Raw genomic sequence first — 18236 nt, 5'->3', positions numbered from 1 at the left:
TGATGTAATCGAACGGATACTTTGCGTATTCTTGCTTATAAATCTCCACGTGCTCTGGGAAATAATCAGATTCCACACCTAAGAGTACATTGATTTTACCTRCATACGCTTGTTTGAGTTGAAGTACTTCCTCAATATAGCGGGGAAATTCGCTTTTTGCCATGGCGATGGCAGGTTGTGCACGATCTTCCGAGCTTCCAAAGTAGGGGGAGTGATCGGAGATGCCAATTACTTGAAGGCCAGCTGCAATGGCTGCTTCAATATAGTCACGTATGGTATCTTGCGCATGTCCGCATCGCTCATGATGCGTATGTAAGTCGAATTTCACTGAAAGGCCTCCTATTCAGAACCGATAAATTGCGTTTCCGGCATTCCTTTGAGATCGCGAAGAAATTGTTGCATGGCAGAATTCAAGTATCTTCCTGACTTATATACTACGCCTACCGGATGAGTAATATCCAGTTCGTTCACTTTTACCATCTTCAATGAGCCATGTCGCAGTTCATCCGCAACAGACATTTTGGAAATGATCGCAACACCTAGATTTAACTCGACCATGCGCTTCACTTCCTCACTGCTAGACAACTCCATGACAATATGAGGCGAGACATCATAGGATTTGAAGATTTGATCGACGAAACGTCGACCCGCAGTTTCTGGGGAAAGCATAATAAACGGAATATTTCTAAGTTTCTCGATAGATAAATGCGTGAAACGACTAAGAGGATGATGCGTGGAGACGATGAGTTCAAAATTATCATAGTAAAGCACGGAAGTCTCTAAAGCTGGATTCTTCTCAAACAAATACGTGATCCMAATATCGATATGACCGTTTTCCACGGATGTCATGATCTGAGAAGAGGTCATGGAATGAATGGTCGTTTTAATCAGCGGGAATTGATCCTGGAAATAGGAAAGGACCCTCGGCAAGATCTGCATGGCAATGGAAGTCGTTGTGCCAATATGGATATGACCTTGAGGGGTTTGACTCAGATCGGAAAGACGCTGTTTCAGGTCACTCGTGATCCGTAATATTTTTTCCGCATGTTCCAAGAAAAGCTTTCCACTATCTGTTAAAGTAACAGGCTGATTACGATCAATGAGAATCGTACCGAATTCATCCTCAAGACTTTTTATTTGCGCGGAAACGGCAGGTTGGGTCAAGTTTAGAATTTCACCAGCTTTACGAAAGCTCATCGTCTTAGAAATCGTGAGCAGGGTTTCTAACTGGTTCATATTCATCAGATTACCTCCTGCAAGTTAGATGTAAGATCAAAGGTACAAATAAAATTTATCGAAATTGTAAAGGACATAAAAACCTTTTCTTACTTTATTATATGATAGGAAGTGCTAACTAGGCAACAAGGCGGGATAATTGCGGGTCTCTGAGCGTAAGCTACTGATGAATAGAAGCGAAGCGTATAACTGAAAATTATCTTTGCAAAATACTCAAATTTGAATATAATAATTTATGTAATTTAAAACATATCGATTAAGGAGACTCCACGTATGTCTTTATCTCGTAAATCAAATCCGACCGTGACGGTTGTAGCTTTGATGCTTGGGCTCTTGCTGGCTTCTCTAGATCAGACGATTGTATCGACTGCGATGCCAACGATTGTATCTAAGCTGGGCGGATTTAGCCAATTTGTTTGGGTATTCTCGGCCTATCTGATTGCCAATGTGGCGGCAATGCCCATCTTCGGTAAACTTTCGGATATGTATGGGCGTAAATTATTTTTCATTATTGGGATCGTCGTCTTTATGATCGGATCCGCGTTATGTGGAACAGCATCGTCGATGACACAGCTGATCATCTACCGTGCGATCCAAGGTATTGGCGGCGGTGCGTTGATGCCGATTACCTTTGCTATTATTTTTGACATTTTTCCTCCTGAGAAAAGGGGTAAAATGCAGGGCTTATTCGGCGCAGTTTTCGGTTTATCCAGTGTGCTTGGTCCTATTATTGGGGCTTACTTCACAGATCATGTGACGTGGGAATGGATTTTCTTCATCAATTTACCTCTAGGTATTATTTCTCTGATTATGATTATTTTCTCTTATCACGAGTCCGTGGAACATAGTAAGGCTAAGATTGATTGGGGCGGTACAGTTGTATTAACGGCAGCTATCGTTTCGCTCATGTTCGCATTGGAATTTGGCGGGAAAGAGTATGCTTGGGGTTCGATGCAGATTATTGGTTTATTTGCAGGGTTCGTTGTGCTGTTAGCAGGGTTTATTTTTATCGAGAAAAACGCTGCAGAGCCCATTGTACCGCTAGATTTGTTCAAAAATCGGTTATTTACTTCCAGCATGGGAGTAAGCTTTGCTTATGGAGCGGTTCTCATTTCGGCAGGGACATACATTCCTTTGTTTATCCAAGGCGTATTCGAAGGTTCTGCGACATCAGCTGGTTCGACTTTAACTCCTATGATGTTAGGTGTTGTTGTAAGTAGTGCATTAGGTGGTCGCTTCATCGGTAAATTCTCCTATCGGAATGTGCTTCTTGTATCCGTCGCTCTTCTTCTGTTGGCGACATCGCTACTTGGTGGCATTTCCATTGATTCTGAGAGATGGGTTATCACAACCTACATGATTATTCTCGGACTAGGTATTGGCGCATGTTTCCCAATCACGTCGATGTCTGCACTTCATAAAGTTGATTTCCGCCGCAGGGGGACGGTAACATCCTTGGTTGCTTTCTTCCGTTCTGTTGGTTCTGCCATTGGGGTAGCGATATTCGGGAGCATTCAAGTCAATGCTTTAAAAGACAACATTACCAAATCGTTGAATGACCCAGCTATGGCTGAGAAATTCCATGACGCGCGGATGTTGCTTCAACCCGAAGTGCGAGCGAATATCCCCAAAGAGGTATTGCATAAGCTTCTAACCGCATTGGCGGATTCGATTGCCGTCGTTTTCCAAACTACGATTGTTCTAGCTATACTAGGTCTCGCGTTCATTTTATTGATGGGAAATGCTAAACTAGAAGTTGGTAAAGCGCCTGTTAAAGGAGATGTACCAGTAGGACACTAGGAGGTTAACACAAATGTCGATGAAGCTGGTCATTCTCGGACTCTTAATGGAAGCCAATCGGCATACCTATGAGATTCGTCAAACGATGAAAGAACGCGGCATGGCGAATTATATGAAGCTGCAGGACGGTTCACTCTATTATGCCATGGATCAACTGCATAAAGATGGTCATGTAGAAGCGCTAGAAGTCGTGCGGGATACGAATCGGCCCGAGAAAACCATATATCAAATAACGGAAGCTGGTAAGCAAAAATTTCAAGAACTGTTGTCTCATCAATTGCATGAAGAGATCAAACATTATCATCCACTCTATGTGGCATTGCCTTTTACCGTTCATGGTGATCAATCTAAAATTGCAGATATACTTGAACATAAAATTTTGGAACAGAAAATGATCATGAATAAGATGAAAAGTTTGTACTACGAGCACTTAAACATCGTTCCACGCGTCGTCTTGCATATGATGGTCGGCAGCTATAAACGTGCTTTCACTGAGTTGAAATGGCTAGAAGAGCTGCAACAGGATGCTCGAGACGGTAGATTGCAGGAACGAAATACGGAGCTCGATGTGGACTGGGATCGGATCGAGTGAAGCGAATTTTTGTAATACGCGATCGATTAGTCCGGAATTGCCGAATTATAATCACTGGCAGCGTCATTGCATCTTAATTAGTCCTAATTTACCTAACTAAATCGCCCAAAACGCCACTCACACAAGGAAAATGGGTATTTAGTTCGGCGAATCCGGACTATTTGTACTATTCAAACAGATATCCTCGTTTTAATTTGGGGAAATCGGACTAACTCAGCTTCAGGTGAGAAGCTAAAGTTTATCAGCAGTCATTCAGCTGCACAATGAAATGCGGCAAATCCGTGCAGACCAAGTCCGGCGTCAAGCCAGCCGACGCCAGCTGCTCATGCACATTGTCTGGCGTCGCGACGCCCGTCAAGATAAGGGCAGTGCGGCACCCCGCCACCCTGCCTCCGCGGATGTCGGTGTGCACGTTATCGCCGATGACCCAGACATCGGCGGCAGGCAAACCGAGCCGCTCAATGGCATACGCCATGATGATCGGCGAAGGCTTCCCGATCACCACCGGCTCCACGCCGGAGGCGGCGGTGATCGCAGCTGCCAGGGAGCCAGCCCCTGGCATAAGCCCCCCATCCGACGGAAGCATCCGGTCGGGATTCGTTAAGACATAGGTCGCGCCATGCTTCAGATGGCGGACCGCTTCCGTCAGCTTCCCATAGGTGAAGCTGCGATCAATGCCTTGGACGACGTAATCCGGCGTCGTCTCGTCCAACGCGAAGCCGGCTGCGTCCAACGCAATCCGCAGGCCGTCTTCGCCGATCATATGCACGCGCCGGCCAGCGCGCTGCTCGGTCAAGTACTGCGCAGCCGCCTGCGAAGACGTATAGACGGCTGCCGCGGGTACCTCCATGCCGAGCGCTTGTAGATGCTCGGCAACCTGCTCGGGGGTGCGGGACGAATTGTTCGTCACCAAGAGGTAAGGCAATTGCTCCTGCTGGAGCCATTGCAAGAAAGCAGCGGCACCAGGGATTGGCTCGTGCCCTCTGTAAAGTGTGCCATCTAGATCGATTAGAAATCCGTTCATCCTGTTGCTTCTCCTTTAGATAGGTAAGTTGTTGTCGGCAGTGTGATCTCGACGATCGTACCCTCCGTAAGTTTAGAGCTAATGTTCATGAACCCACCGTGTGCTTCAATGATCCGAAAACAAACCATTAGGCCCAGTCCTGTTCCTTTTTCCTTTGTACTATAGAAAGGTTCTCCAAGCTTGGGAAGACGTTCAGGTGCAATGCCACAGCCCTGATCCACGAAACGAACAAGAATCTGATTGCCMGAACCTTTCAGCTCTGCATGAATGCGCAGACTCCCACCTTGCGACATCGATTCAATCGCATTTTTCATTATATTAATGAAGACCTGCTTGATTTGATTCTCATCACACATGACAGGGGGAAGCCCAGAGTCAACCTCTGCTTCAATTTCGATATTAGAGAGCAGTGCTTGTGGTTGAAGTAACTCTACCGTGCTCATGATGATCGTGTATAACGTACTAGTAACGAAGTGGGTAGCTTGTGGCTTGGATACAAACAAAAACTCATTCACAATGAATTCTATACGCTGCAGCTCTTTTTGCATAATTTCAATGTAATATTGCTCCTTGGCAGAGCTTGTCTTGAGCAGCTTGAGGAATCCTTTTAACGCGGTCAGCGGATTGCGGATCTCATGCGCAACACCAGCAGCCAGCTGTCCAACGGCAGATAGCTTATCCGATTTAATAAGCAATTCCTGCGTCTTCTTCAATTCGGTGATATCACTGAATGTAATGACGGTACCCAGCAACTGACCACCACCATCTAACATAGGACTGGACATGTACTCTACTGGAAAGCTGGTTCCATCTTTTTTCCAAAACAAATCTTCATTCATGATCGCGCCTTCACGTTGAAGCATCGTATTTACTGTCGCGTTATCCTCAGGAATGACCAAAGTTCCATCCTCATGAAGCGGCCGAATTAGGTTATGTATGCGTCTACCTAGCATTTCATCCACTTTCCAACCGGTGATGGCTTCTGCGGCTTTGTTCCAGAAAATAGTGCGTCCATTCGTATCAATGCCATAAATGCCTTCTGATACCGAATTGAGAATAAGTTGATTTTGCTTATAGAGCTTATCAATTTCTTTCTTCTGTTCTCTGATCTCGGTCAAATCTTTCAGAATAGCATACACCCCAATGATTTGGTTGCCCACCTTAGTAGGAACAAAAGTGACATTAGAAGGGATAGGGAAACCATTTTGATGTAAGAAAGAAGCATCGAAATTTTGGGGCGTTCCTTCTGAAGCTACTTGGAAATGGTGCAGCGTTTTGAGTAGATCAGGAGGATGGATCATTGGAAGAAACGAGGCAGATTTTGACGATTCTTCACCCAATCCGAGCAAGCTTTCAAGTCCATGATTCGAAGAAAGGATATCTCCATCCAAACTAAAGGAAATAATGGAATCAGGGTGGTTATCGAATAGTGATTTATATCGCTCAGCACTTTCCGAAATACTCGTTTCACGTCGCTTGAGTAACCGTATTCCTAATAGGATGAGTAACATAAATACGACGAACAAACCACTATCGATTGCGATGCTTGCCATGCGGTTATTTTGAAAAAAAGGCAGATGGTGCAAATAAATTAAATGAATACCGAAGATCGCTATGACGGCTATCAGGTAAATCGTGAATTTTTGGGTACTTGCAGGAGGGGGGTTCATCGTCATTGACTCTCATCTCTCCTTATTGGGATTCTCTTTCTTAGTTTAACAGGAATAGTTATTATTTTGTATAATTTACCATTGTTTTTGGATTTTAATTATTTGGAGGCATCGATACTAGGTTTCGACAATTTAAGTATGAAGGTAGAATTGTGGCATGTATCTGAGTAGATGGAACTATTTTTGTTAAATTGACAGTATACTTGTCCTAAAATATTATGTATAATGTTGAAAAAGGTCGTTTTTCTGTGGAACTTATTCACAAATGAGATCGGAGCGGAGCTATGAAGGCTGAGTACATTAATCCCTTTTTGGAGTCGGCTAGAATCGTCATCGAGCAAGTTGCTAACATTCGCCCAACGACAGGACAGCTCGGCATTAAAGACGTCAAATTTGTGGAAAAGTATATCTGGATCCAAATTGGTATGACTGGACAAATGGAAGGCGACGTCGTTTTCGGCTTGGCTGAAGATGTTGCTCTAAAAATGGTTTCTGCCATGATGGGCGGATTCGTCATCACTGAGATGGATGAAATGGGAAAGAGTGCCATTTCTGAATTGGGCAATATGATTAGTGGTAATGCGAGCACGATGCTCTTTAACCAAGGCGTTCGGGTCGACATTACACCACCGAAGTTAGTCCAATCTGCAACGGCAGCAGGATTTGTGCCGAAGAGAGCATTGACCATTCCTTTAATCATGGATGGCATTGGTGAACTAGACATTCAAGTGCTAATTACGTAATATAAGTAGAAACGTTGGAGTACCAGTATGATGGTAGCTCCATTTTTTTTGTGTATCGAAGGGGGTGGAATAAGTTGGAAATCAAGAACAAAGTCGTCTTGATTACAGGGGCTTCAAGTGGAATTGGAGCATTGATGGCGCAGCAATTTGCAGCTAAGGGTGCTATTCCTGTGTTGACGGCACGGCGTACGGATATGTTGAAACAAATTGCTTCGAGCTTGGCGGGGAAACACGCTGTCTACGCCATGGATGTTACACATACAGATGAGGTCAATCAAGTTGTGAGCCGCATCATCGCCGAGTTTGGGCGAATTGATATACTCATTAATAACGCTGGATATGGTATATTTGAATCATTTACGGAAGCGCCACTTGCTCATTTTGAAGAGATGATGGATGTGAATTATCTGGGGCTCGTGCGTTGCACGCAGGCAGTGCTTCCGCACATGTTAAAGGCAGGTAGTGGTCATATTGTCAATGTTGCCTCAATGGCAGGTAAAATTGGTTCAGCCAAATCAACAGCCTATTCGGCAACCAAGCATGCGGTGCTAGGATTCACGAATAGCTTGCGGATGGAACTAGCGAGAACAGGGGTATCCGTGACAGCGATTAATCCAGGTCCGATTGCGACACCATTTTTCGACAAGGCGGATCCGAGCGGTAATTATGTCAAGAACATCGCTTGGTTTATGTTAAAGCCGGACAAAGTAGTCAAAGAGCTCATTCATGCGATCGAGAAAAACATACCAGAGAAGAACCTGCCTTTTGTAGCGGGTGTTGGTATTAAATTATTTCATCTGTTTCCACGCCTTTTTAACAAGCTGGCATCCCATATCATGAATAAAAAATAAAGCGGCTCCCAATCACATTGGGGTCGCTTTTTCTCTGCCTTTGCTACGTTTCGGATGAATCAGACTTCGCTGCTTGCTTCGCTTGATTTAGTGCGCGGATTTCTTCGAAAATCTTTCGCATTTCTGCCTTGCCCTCAGGATGAGATTGATTCCAGTGGGAAGCGAGTGCGGGTAGTGCCTTGTGAACATGATTGAAGAAAGCCCATATTTTGATTTTCTCGATCATTTCTGGGGAAGTATCACCTGTAATAAGTTCTGCGGTCTTGGCGACCAACGTGTTAAAATCGTTTTCGAAATTGGTAGGCATGCACGTCATCCCTTCGGATGGAAATAGAATAGTTGGAGCACTTTTAGTTTAATAGATGGAGATGAGGCTGTCAAAATGTCGCGAAGTATTCTGCCTTCAAGATGTAATGCATCCTCGTGAAGGGAAAATTTTTCATGTTATTTTAACGGTAACGATTGTTTACTCCCCTTTTTTAACCTAAAATAAGGTAGATAACCGATGGGTCTTTTTACCTGTAGGCTAGGGGGGATAAAATGAAGTCACTGAGAGAGATATTTAACAGGGACTTTAATACATTAGATAAAGGGTTGCAGGAACAAATTTATAAAGAATTTTACTTGCTCGTTTATCCGATGATTAATTTTATTTTGAGAGATCACGCTGCCGTGGAGGACATTATCCAGGAAGCCTTTCTCCGTGCTGTTCACAAAGCCCCTTTATTAACGGAAATTGATAAATATGAGGGCTGGCTCAAGAGACTTACGCGGAACGTGACTCTCAATCATTTGCGCAAACATAGACGTAACCGTGATGAACTCGAGACAGAGGTATTGTTTTCCTTAAAGGAGTCAGCTCCAACTTCGGATTATTCGGCTGCGCCAGACGTAGAGGTTGAAATGAAAGTCATGAGAGAAGCCGTTATTGCTTATATCAATCAACTTAATCCTTCTTATAGACAGATTATCGCTATGAAATGGATTCATAATTTATCTTATAAAGATATGGCTAGTGAACTTTGTGTGACCGAAGGCGTTGTGCGACAAAGGCTTTTTCGTGCACGGGATGCGATTAAACAGAAGTTTTTGGACGAATGGGGATCAGATAGATAGAGGGCGGCGTCTGCATATTTGTTTGCTGAGGCACTCTAGCATATAATATGGGCATGAGGTTGGAAGAGAAAAGGGGTATATCGTATTGAGCACGAGTTTCGAACAGCTGCAGATTGCACAGGCTTATTTAGATAAATTACAAGAATTAGGGATTGGTGAGCCAACACCGATTCAAGCGGAAGGTATTCCAGTTCTCCTGCAAGGGAAAGATGCGATTATTCAATCCCAGACAGGAACGGGTAAAACCCTAGCTTATTTGCTGCCTGCCTTGGAGCGAATTGATCCAACACAGAAACAATTGCAAGTCATAGTTATTGTCCCTACGCGAGAGTTGGGCATGCAGATCATGCAGGAAATTGAGAAATTGACTAGCGGGGGGCCTATTCGTTCGCAATCCTTAATCGGTGGAGCGGCTGTTGCCAGACAGATCGAAAAGCTGCGCCTTCACCCGCATATCGTAGTTGGAACGCCTGGACGATTGTTGGAATTAATGAAAGTTCGCAAGCTTACGCTGCATCATGTGAAAATGGGCATTGTTGATGAAGTTGACCAAGTGTTTGAACTTGGCTCTATGCAGGATGTAGAAGCGGTACTCAAAGGTATGCTTCGCACGAGTCAAATGGTGTTTGTTTCGGCGACTATTCCTCAAAGTACGGAGCAAGCAGCAGGCAGGTGGTTGAAGGATCCGGTTATTATCAAAATAAACCCCTCCCAGCGTACGGCTGAAACGTTGGAGCATCACTATGTCGTGTGTCAGGAACGTGAAAAGATTGACACACTCCGAAGACTTGTTAGGATGATAAAGCCGACTTCAGCGATTGTCTTCATTAATGTAACTGATGATATTGCACAAGTCGTTGGTAAGCTTCAATACGTTGGGCTTTCTGTTGAAGCTCTATATGGAGAAGCGAGCAAGCAGGATCGTGCCAAAGTGATGGGCAATTTCCGTGAGGGGAAATTCCAATTATTGTTGGCAACTGACGTTGCAGCCAGAGGACTTGATATTGAAGGTGTGACGCACGTATTCCATCTGGATGTGGCGACGAATGCAGAGTATTACCTGCACCGTGTAGGTCGGACAGGCCGGATGGGCCGTGAGGGGACTTCGATTTCTATCGTGACCTCGAGAGAGCTCTTCATCATCGAGAAATTCGAGAAACAGCTCGGCATCACGATCGAGCCGAAGGCCATGTACGAGGGCCGGTTAGTTGACCCGGCCCAAGATCGCAGCGCGGCTACGATGCGCAGCCGCCGTGAAGCTGCGCGCCCAAGCGCAGCACCTTCGCGCAGCGGCTCCGCCGGCGCGCATGAGGCTGCCGCGCCTGCGGGCGCGGTGCGTGTAAGTGCCGCGGCGCCTGACGCGCGCGGCCAGCAGGGCGCTGCTCCGGCGAAGCCGGCAGCGCAAGGGAAGACGGCCGCCGCAGGCAAGGCCGTCAGCAAAGCGCAACGCGAGCGCGATCGCAAGAGCAAGGGCGCTCCGCGCTGGCTGAAAGAGAAGCAGCAGAATAAAGATGAGTAGCGCGCTTCCTCGCGAAGCCTACTACTCATGATCTGCGAGGTGTATTGGCATGCTGAAGAAAGTTACGATCACACTCCTGATGCTGGCTGTCATCGCCGCGGTGATGCTATTCATCATCATTCAGTATGTGAAACCAACAAAGTCGCTAGATCTACAATATAAAGAGATCGCCATAAGCAGCAAAATTGCAGAAATGATCCTCTCCCGAAAACTCGACGTGCGGCTTTCGGAAGAGGAAGTTAATCATTTGCTCAAAAAGCAGTTAGCCTCGCACAGCACACTGCCGCATGACTTTCGGATGGAAGGTGCAGAGTTGGATCTGCAGGGTGCTAGGGTTGAGGCGGATGTAAACGTAAGGTGGCACGATCGGATTCCAATTGGTGCTCACACGACATTCACATTGGCATGGGATCCACCTAACTTGGTCATTCAGCATGTGAATACTCAAATCCGGAATTGGCAACTGCCTAGCGAGTGGCTTCAACTAGCTCCGATTGAAATTCCATTGCAATCTTACTTACCTAAATTAATTGGCATTAAAAATGTTGTGTTTGAAGACAATGCGATTCTCATTCAACTAAAGCCATTTCAGTAAAACGAAAGACCCTTCAATTCCACCTAAGTGGATGTGAAGGGTCTTTTGCTTTTTGGATTGTTCTCCACCCACTACACCCCGTCTGGCACAGTAGCTGTAATTTCTACAGTTAATTTCACTAGTTTAACGGAAATTTAGCAAGTAGATGGATTTTATGCAGTTAATTTACCCCGAAAAGGTTAGATTAGTCGTTTTGGCGAAAATTACCTACATATTTTCCATCTAATTGGAATTTGGAGCGAAAACTTCAAAAAACAGCTGTAGTTTATCCAGTTAATTTGCACCCAACACAGGAGCCTGCCATCTACGTGTATACATAATAATGCCAAACACAACACACATGCTAATCAGTACAAACCAGATCGAGACACCTACATGGAAGTGATCCATACCCCAACCAACACCAAGCGGCAAGATAGCTCCGCCTAAACCACCAGAGGCAATGAGCGCACTCGTCGTTTGCTCTGTACGTCCTGGCAACAGTTGATTCGCATAAATAAGGGCAACGGCGAACATACCTGACATGAATAACCCAAGCAAGAGGATCACGGCAAAGCTACTCCAAAGATTCGTGCTAAAAACCCATACGATTACGGTGATTAAGCTTAAAGCGAACGAGAAAGCTAAGTATTTGAAATAGGTCATCTTCTCAGCTAGTGCACCCGCGAATAAGCGACCCACAACCATGGTTAACCAATAAGCGGTCACACCGAGTGTAGAGACAGAGCTTGAAGCCTGTAGCTGGTCCTTAAAGATCGACGGTAAGAAATTTACAATCGTATTTTCCATGCCGCAATACAAGAAGAATACGGTCATAAGTAAGCATAAAAAAATGAACGATTTTTTAGAAAGTACAGGAACTCGATCTGCTTTCTGCGAACGATCCGCTTTATGTGCAAGTAATTCATCATGCTCGCCTAAGGATAGCTTTGACCAAATGATGCCTGTTGCAAGAGCACTTAGTCCGAGCAGCATAAAGGCGAATTTCCATAGCCCATTTGCAATGAGTAAACTGGATACAAGCGGCATGAATAAGGCGCCAAGTCCAAAGAATACCTCAAGCTTACTGAAAGCAACAGCTTGTTGATCTTTGGCAGCCATGAGGACAAAGGTGCTGATACTAGACTCCACAAGTCCAAAGGAGATACCAGCAATGAATGTCAGACCTACGACCATTGGCCAAGGGGGCAACAACCCTATAGCCAGCATAGCGATAAAGAGTAAACAAAATGCCATTGTAATTGTGCTTCGACGACTGATGGTACGAATGAGTGTAGGCATAGCAAGCACACCAAGCATGAAACCTCCAAATTGCAAAAAGACGAGCATGCCGCCACCACTGTAGCTTCGTCCGTAATGGGCTAGTAGTTCAGGTAACACCGCGCCAAAAATTACGTGCGTGCAGCCTGTTAACAAGTAGGAGAGACAGCCCATAATTAATAATCTTTTCATAATGTGGCGCTTCCTTTACGTTCAGTCGTAAACTTTTCATTATAAGTTAATACATGGGCAATCGCTTCGGAAACAGAGCTCACCGTATTCGAGGCAACTTTTTTCACATCAGAATGAGCTGTGTGCATGGCGAAGCTATGCGGAGTAATACCGAACATTGAGACATCATTAAAGGAGTCTCCAAAACAAGCGATCTCTTCAGGTTTTAATCCCAAGTGGGCAAGAAGTGTAAGGAGGGAGCTGCCTTTGGAAACTTGGTGAGGCATGATATCGAGGCAATCTGTATCAGCCATATAGATATCCAATTGATCAGCGAGCTCTTTTTCTAACAGCGACTTGATCTCAAGTAAATCGTCTTCCTGCCCGAATAGTGAGAATTTACAAATCGGAAACTCATCCTTCAGGGATTGTTCCATCTCGCTTTTGACGATAAAAGGTTCGAACATTCTCTTCTGAATCTCGTCCGAAGCGGGACTCAAGCGCTCAATATAATTGGCACTTCCGGAGCATATAAACTTAACTACATCGAAAGATTCGATGAGTTGATACACTCGGTGGGCAATGGAAGGCTCAAATAGCTTCGCTTGCAGAAGCGCACCATCTATCAAATGGATGAAGGCACCATTTTGGGAAACAGAATGAGCTTGATGATTGATATCTTGAAGTACTCTCTGCATCTCCGAATTCATTCTACCAGAGGCCAGACAAAGCATTATTCCTGCGTCTCTCACTTGTTGTAGAGCTTTCAGCTCCCGTTCCGTGACTTTCTTATGATGGTCAAGCAGCGTGCCGTCCAGATCGCTTACGATTAGTTTAATCATGTTGTTCTTCTCCTCCTGCTAGTACAATTTCAACCTCACTGGCCAGTAAGCGCTCTTTCATTTCCTCGCTCAGCGCTTGATCCGTTACCAGAATATCAATACTTTCAAATCCTACGACACGATGGAACAGACGCTTGCCGAATTTCGAATGATCTGCGAGAACGATCACTTGATCAGCATGCTCCATCATCGCTCTTACTAAATAACAATCTTCCTCATTGGGGGCGGATAGCCCATTTTCGGAAATGCCGCAAGTGCCAATGAAAAGCTTATCGACGTGATACTCGTTTAACATTTCAATCGCCTTAGCCCCGTAGACACTATGTTGCTTATTATCTAGCACACCACCAAGCATATGAATCGTAATACCATCTTTACGAGTAAGGATAGCGGCAGTTTGAATGGAACTTGTGATGACAATGTTGTTTTTAGAGGCCAGGGCAGTAGCTGCATGCAGAACAGTTGTTGAAGCATCCATCATCAGATAATCGCCATCTTGAACGAGGGTTGCAGCTGTTTTACCTATCGTCAGTTTCGAAGAGGATTCCTCTTGAAGGCGCTGATCATAATTGCCGACCTCTTTAGAAAGTGTGGGAAGAATTGCACCACCTCGCGTACGAACGATGGATCCTTGCTCCTCTAATTTGACCATATCCCGCCTAGCCGTATCGCGAGAAACTTCATAGAGCTCACAAATCAGATCTACGGAGATACGCTTATTTGATTTTAAGTATTCAAGGATGGAAAAGAGTCGTTCTTCTTGAAACAAAGATGATAACCTCCTTTACTTAAGCGTTTGTAAGTGAATATAAGTATATTACTTATTGTATACGCATGTTGCTTGGCTTTCAATCCTTTTTTGAAAAGAAAAACCGTGCTCACTCGTTACTTGAACGAGGACACGGTCAATAATATCTATATGTCATTTAACGGCTGGTTTTTTACGTGTTTGAACATAGCTAGGATAAGTGATTTCGCCAGTATCCAGTTTGCGAATTTCCTCTTCATTCCAACCCGTGATCTTGTTGGTTCCTGTTACGCCAGTTAGTTTGATTTGATAACGAGTAGCTAAGTACGTTTGGAGCTTCAGCATGTCTTCGGGCTTAATTTCGCGAAGTTTCTGCTTGCCATGAAGCTGGCCCAAGATGACACCGATGGACTCTGCGGCCAAACTCGTGTTTGGCTGAATACGTGTGCTGCCGTATGCGATCGCGGAGGAACCAACATTTTTTCCTGCTGCTATGACATTTTCATAATTTTTCAGTAAAAAGCTGCGAAGCGGCATGCCGTATTTGTCAGGGCGTCCCATCTCAATTCCCCATTTGTTGGCACTCGTACCCTGGAGATCAAGCGGATAACCGCCAATACTGACATTGTCCCAGAACATCGTACCTGCGAGGAGATCAGATGGTTTAAGAGTGTAATCCATTTCGTAGTGATTATATTCTCGAATATAAGGGTAAGTTGGCAGTTCGCCTAGTTCAGCTTTCTCCCAGCCTGGTAATGTTTTACGGAAATGCTGCAAGATCAGGGCAGTTTCCTTATTTCCCAAATAGACTGCTTCTTGCACAGACGCCGGCTTGGCAGGATCCACAGTATAGACTAGCAACGCATTAATGAGGACTTCGCCATCACGTTGATTCACGGCATTCAAACCTCTAAGGAAAACACGATTATTAGAAGGATGATACGCCTTCGTCATGCCGCTAAGCCCAATAGCGAAACTATCGCTGACACTTCCACCTCCGAATTGCTTCGATCTGTCCTCTGGCTTTAATGCATTGAAGGTCGTATTGAACTTCTTCCAATCTACGTTTTTAAACTTCATCATCATGCCTGCGCTCATGTACTCAATATCTTTTTGCCCATAGAATTTCTCAAGACCTGGTAGACGTTTAGCATCCAAGCGGCTCATTAATGCGGCAAAATCACTGTTATCTACCCAATAGGAGGCCGTAATTTTCTTAATTTCATTTTTATTGGTTTTATATAGGATGGATGGGATTTTGTGCATAAAATCAGGTGTTTGAATTTGTTCAACCTCTTGAATCGTGATGCCTGACTCAATCGGGATATCTTTACTTAACTTGTCCATGTATGTCGTGAATTCAGAAAGTTTTCGGATCTTAGCGTTTCGGAAGCCATCGAATAGTTCTTTAGCGCGGCCCTGTACGAGTAAATGTCCTTGTTCATCTCGTGTTTCATCTAGAAACAACATCTGACTTTGAAGGATTTGACCGCCGAAGGCTTGATGGGGATCTAATATTTTCACTTTGAGACCTTCATCCATGGCAGCGCGGGCCAAATAGAGGCCTTCAAGCTCACTACCAATTACAACAACATCTACGTTTTCAGTTGGATATGTGGCAACGCTCGCTATTTTCGTATCTGGACTGGGTACGGCTGAAGGTACTTCGCTCACTTGAGGGGTATCTTGGTGGGTAACAGTTGGAACTACAGCGGTTACGTTCATGCTTCCTTGTTTGAACCAAATCTTGCTGAATGAGAAGGCTGATACAACAATTAGGAGTACAGCCAGAGCAATAACGAGCTGAACTCGCGGGTTTCGTAAGCGCATACATAAGCTCCTTTAGCGTTAAACTATATGGTCTAAGTTTAGCAGTTTCAGGGTGGATTTAATAGACTTTGCGAATTGATTCTGAAAGATTTACAACCTGCACCCCCAAAAACTGACAAGCATTGGCGAATCCTTGTAGCATAACCAGGAACCCTTCGCGAAGGCTCCATCTTAATCTTATGTATAAACCATAAAATGACTAAGGGAGAGATTTTAAAATGAAAAAAAACCTAATGAAAAAATTCGTAGCAACAGGTCTTGTTCTAACTATGGTAGCAGGTGGCGGAACTGCCGCATTTGCAAATGGAAGTAAAAATGATGATCGTGGTAAAGGTAACAATAACAATAGCTACACGCAAAAATATGATAACAATAAATTTGACTCCAAAGGAAACACAAACATTACCATTAACATTAATTTCAACGATATGAAAAATTCTCAGTGGGCAATGCGCTACATTGCAAGCCTAGCATCCAAACGTGTTTTTGAAGGATATGAAGATGGAAGCTTTAAACCAGAGAAAACAGTAACTCGTATTGAAGCGATTACAGCTGCTGTTCGTTTGATGGGATTGCGTGAGCAAGCCGAGTCCGATGCTGAAAAGCAAACAAAATTGAATTTTAAAGATGCGGATAAAATTCCAGCATGGGCAGTAGGTTATGTTGCTGTAGCTCTTGAGAACGACCTGTTCACAGAGAGTGATGACAGTGTTAAACCTAATGAAGATGCAAACCGTCTATGGGCGACTACACTTCTAGTGAAAGCATTGAAATTAGAAGCAGAAGCAAAAGCAAACATGACAAGCACACTTACATTTAAGGATGCGAAGCAAATTCCAGCTGGATCTGTTGGTTATGTGAAAGTAGCTGTTGATAAAGGCTTAATCGACGGTTTTGAAGACAACACATTCAAACCAAATCAAAGCGTAACACGTGCGCAATTGGCAGCTCTTCTAGATCGTACAAACGAGCAATTGCCTGGCGAAGATCAAAACTCAAACACAGGAACTGTAAATGCAGCTGTGTACAACAATGTTCTTTCCCTAACGAAGAACGGTACAACTACTGTGTATAACTTGCACCCAGATGCTTTCGTTTTGCGTAATGGCGTGAAGGTAGCTGCAACTGAAATTGCTGTTGGCGATACAGTTAAAGTACGTACATTCAACAATACTGTTGTATTTGTAGAAGTAACAGGTAATGCACCTGTAAACACTTCATTCGACATCTTGGGTACATTGACTTCAACAACAATTAACGCTCAAGGTAAAATTGCAACAATCACGATCACACAAAATATCAATGGCGTTGATCAATCAACTACATACAATGTGTCTTCGACTTTCGCTTTGACGGGGAACCTAGCTAACTTCTCAGCAGGTCATGTGATTCAGCTTAAAGGCCAAAATCAATCCGTTACTACAATTGACGTTAAATAAAGCTAATAAGTTGCATTCTTACTATAGATATATAAAGAGATGAAAAAGGTTAGATTCCCACAACAAGCTCCTTGCATAAATTCGCAGGGGGCTTGTTGTACATTAAATTGTATAAATTGGAAAGGTTAATGGGAAACTATGCTATATCAGGAGAGGAGATGGTTAGGATGGAAGAAAGTTTAATGGATACGTTCAAGAGGTATTATGCTGATTATCGAGGCGCAGAGGGTGTTGATCAAAGTTTTACGGATGCTTATCAGGCTATGGCCTTCCACGTCATTAATCAGACAGAGCACTATGTGCAGCAGGGTAATCTTCATGAGATTCAGAATCTAATTCGTGAGTTCAAGGAAATTGGTCTTGCGACTTCTCCGAGCAATGATTCATTGAAAGAGCAATTTGAGCAAGAACTTGTGGTGCAAGAGTTAAATCGATATTCTTTTTAAAAAGGTATTGCATTATCCAAATACCCATGGTATATTACTGGTCCGGCCAAAACGAGCCGCAAATTTTATCGGAATTTGTAGAAATAAAGCTTGCATTTGGTTGGATGAATATGCTATATTGTAATTCCTGTTCGTGAGAGCGGATTGGAAAAGAAAGAAATTGATCTTTGAAAACTGAACAACGAGTGAGTAAGCACAGTCGAGCAATCGACTATAAAAGAGATTGCAAAATCTCGCTAGCTTCAAATGAGCAAGTCATCTTTCTACTATGGAGAGTTTGATCCTGGCTCAGGACGAACGCTGGCGGCGTGCCTAATACATGCAAGTCGAGCGGGTTTATCCTTCGGGATAAGC

Annotated in this window: 18 protein-coding genes and 1 rRNA gene; 10 read left to right on the top strand and 9 right to left on the bottom strand. The window is 44.1% G+C overall.

Annotation, left to right across the window (positions count from 1 at the left end):
- Positions 1–328 (bottom strand): PHP domain-containing protein (locus AC1DLM_RS31350; protein ID WP_477572157.1); only part of this gene is annotated, 328 nt, incomplete at its 3' end.
- An 11-nt stretch (positions 329–339) separates the two neighbouring features.
- On the bottom strand, positions 340–1242 hold the full coding sequence (locus AC1DLM_RS31345; RefSeq protein WP_477572156.1) for a LysR family transcriptional regulator: 903 nt from the start codon (positions 1240–1242) through the stop codon (positions 340–342).
- Between the two features lie 267 nt (positions 1243–1509).
- On the opposite strand from AC1DLM_RS31345, the gene AC1DLM_RS31340 reads away from it, so the two are divergent.
- Positions 1510–3036: an MDR family MFS transporter gene (locus tag AC1DLM_RS31340; protein ID WP_171631807.1), complete on the top strand. Its 1527-nt coding sequence runs from the start codon at positions 1510–1512 to the stop codon at positions 3034–3036.
- Between the two features lie 13 nt (positions 3037–3049).
- Positions 3050–3628 carry a PadR family transcriptional regulator gene (locus AC1DLM_RS31335; protein WP_477572155.1) on the top strand — a complete coding sequence of 193 codons (579 nt, stop codon included), beginning with the start codon at positions 3050–3052 and terminating at the stop codon, positions 3626–3628.
- A gap of 241 nt (positions 3629–3869) precedes the next feature.
- On the opposite strand, the gene AC1DLM_RS31330 is transcribed toward AC1DLM_RS31335, so the two are convergent.
- Both AC1DLM_RS31330 and AC1DLM_RS31325 read right to left on the bottom strand, forming a co-directional pair.
- On the bottom strand, positions 3870–4652 hold the full coding sequence (locus tag AC1DLM_RS31330; protein WP_477572154.1) for a TIGR01457 family HAD-type hydrolase: 783 nt from the start codon (positions 4650–4652) through the stop codon (positions 3870–3872).
- Positions 4649–6328 (bottom strand): PAS domain-containing sensor histidine kinase, encoded by a 1680-nt coding sequence (locus AC1DLM_RS31325; RefSeq protein ID WP_441988719.1) that lies wholly within the window; start codon positions 6326–6328, stop codon positions 4649–4651. Before AC1DLM_RS31325 ends, AC1DLM_RS31330 begins: the two co-directional genes overlap by 4 nt.
- Before the next feature lie 278 nt (positions 6329–6606).
- On the opposite strand from AC1DLM_RS31325, the gene AC1DLM_RS31320 reads away from it, so the two are divergent.
- Complete coding sequence (locus AC1DLM_RS31320; RefSeq protein WP_056613703.1) at positions 6607–7065, top strand: chemotaxis protein CheX; 459 nt, start codon at positions 6607–6609, stop codon at positions 7063–7065.
- 74 nt (positions 7066–7139) lie between these two features.
- Complete coding sequence (locus AC1DLM_RS31315; RefSeq protein ID WP_441988720.1) at positions 7140–7916, top strand: SDR family NAD(P)-dependent oxidoreductase; 777 nt, start codon at positions 7140–7142, stop codon at positions 7914–7916.
- A gap of 43 nt (positions 7917–7959) precedes the next feature.
- Here the strand turns inward: AC1DLM_RS31315 and AC1DLM_RS31310 are convergent, their stop codons facing one another.
- Positions 7960–8223, bottom strand: a complete 264-nt coding sequence (locus tag AC1DLM_RS31310; RefSeq protein WP_441988721.1) for a DUF2573 family protein — start codon at positions 8221–8223, stop codon at positions 7960–7962.
- A gap of 233 nt (positions 8224–8456) precedes the next feature.
- On the opposite strand from AC1DLM_RS31310, the gene AC1DLM_RS31305 reads away from it, so the two are divergent.
- From AC1DLM_RS31305 to AC1DLM_RS31295, 3 genes are all read left to right on the top strand, one after another.
- Positions 8457–9032: an RNA polymerase sigma factor gene (locus AC1DLM_RS31305; RefSeq protein WP_171631800.1), complete on the top strand. Its 576-nt coding sequence runs from the start codon at positions 8457–8459 to the stop codon at positions 9030–9032.
- 85 nt (positions 9033–9117) lie between these two features.
- A complete protein-coding gene (locus AC1DLM_RS31300) occupies positions 9118–10551 on the top strand; it encodes a DEAD/DEAH box helicase (RefSeq protein ID WP_441988722.1) in 1434 nt (477 codons plus the stop codon).
- Positions 10552–10600: 49 nt separating this feature from the next.
- Positions 10601–11146: a hypothetical protein gene (locus tag AC1DLM_RS31295; RefSeq protein ID WP_441988723.1), complete on the top strand. Its 546-nt coding sequence runs from the start codon at positions 10601–10603 to the stop codon at positions 11144–11146.
- A 273-nt stretch (positions 11147–11419) separates the two neighbouring features.
- On the opposite strand, the gene AC1DLM_RS31290 is transcribed toward AC1DLM_RS31295, so the two are convergent.
- The 4 genes from AC1DLM_RS31290 to AC1DLM_RS31275 form a co-directional block, all read right to left on the bottom strand.
- The gene (locus AC1DLM_RS31290; protein ID WP_441988724.1) at positions 11420–12598 is read right to left on the bottom strand and encodes an MFS transporter; all 1179 of its coding nucleotides are present in this window, start codon (positions 12596–12598) and stop codon (positions 11420–11422) included.
- Positions 12595–13419, bottom strand: coding sequence for an HAD family hydrolase (locus tag AC1DLM_RS31285; protein ID WP_441988725.1), 825 nt, complete (start codon positions 13417–13419; stop codon positions 12595–12597). Before AC1DLM_RS31285 ends, AC1DLM_RS31290 begins: the two co-directional genes overlap by 4 nt.
- Positions 13412–14188: a DeoR/GlpR family DNA-binding transcription regulator gene (locus AC1DLM_RS31280; protein ID WP_441988726.1), complete on the bottom strand. Its 777-nt coding sequence runs from the start codon at positions 14186–14188 to the stop codon at positions 13412–13414. Before AC1DLM_RS31280 ends, AC1DLM_RS31285 begins: the two co-directional genes overlap by 8 nt.
- 153 nt (positions 14189–14341) lie before the next feature.
- Positions 14342–15997 (bottom strand): FAD-dependent oxidoreductase, encoded by a 1656-nt coding sequence (locus AC1DLM_RS31275; protein WP_441988727.1) that lies wholly within the window; start codon positions 15995–15997, stop codon positions 14342–14344.
- A 218-nt stretch (positions 15998–16215) separates the two neighbouring features.
- On the opposite strand from AC1DLM_RS31275, the gene AC1DLM_RS31270 reads away from it, so the two are divergent.
- The 3 genes from AC1DLM_RS31270 to AC1DLM_RS31260 all read left to right on the top strand — a co-directional run.
- On the top strand, positions 16216–17436 hold the full coding sequence (locus AC1DLM_RS31270; protein ID WP_441988728.1) for an S-layer homology domain-containing protein: 1221 nt from the start codon (positions 16216–16218) through the stop codon (positions 17434–17436).
- Between the two features lie 167 nt (positions 17437–17603).
- On the top strand, positions 17604–17882 hold the full coding sequence (locus AC1DLM_RS31265) for a hypothetical protein (RefSeq protein ID WP_236288685.1): 279 nt from the start codon (positions 17604–17606) through the stop codon (positions 17880–17882).
- Between the two features lie 265 nt (positions 17883–18147).
- Positions 18148–18236, top strand: a 16S ribosomal RNA gene (locus AC1DLM_RS31260); the annotation flags it as partial.

Source organism: Paenibacillus sp. 01T442, from assembly GCF_056398345.1.
This window is presented reverse-complemented; position numbering and strand designations above follow the sequence as displayed.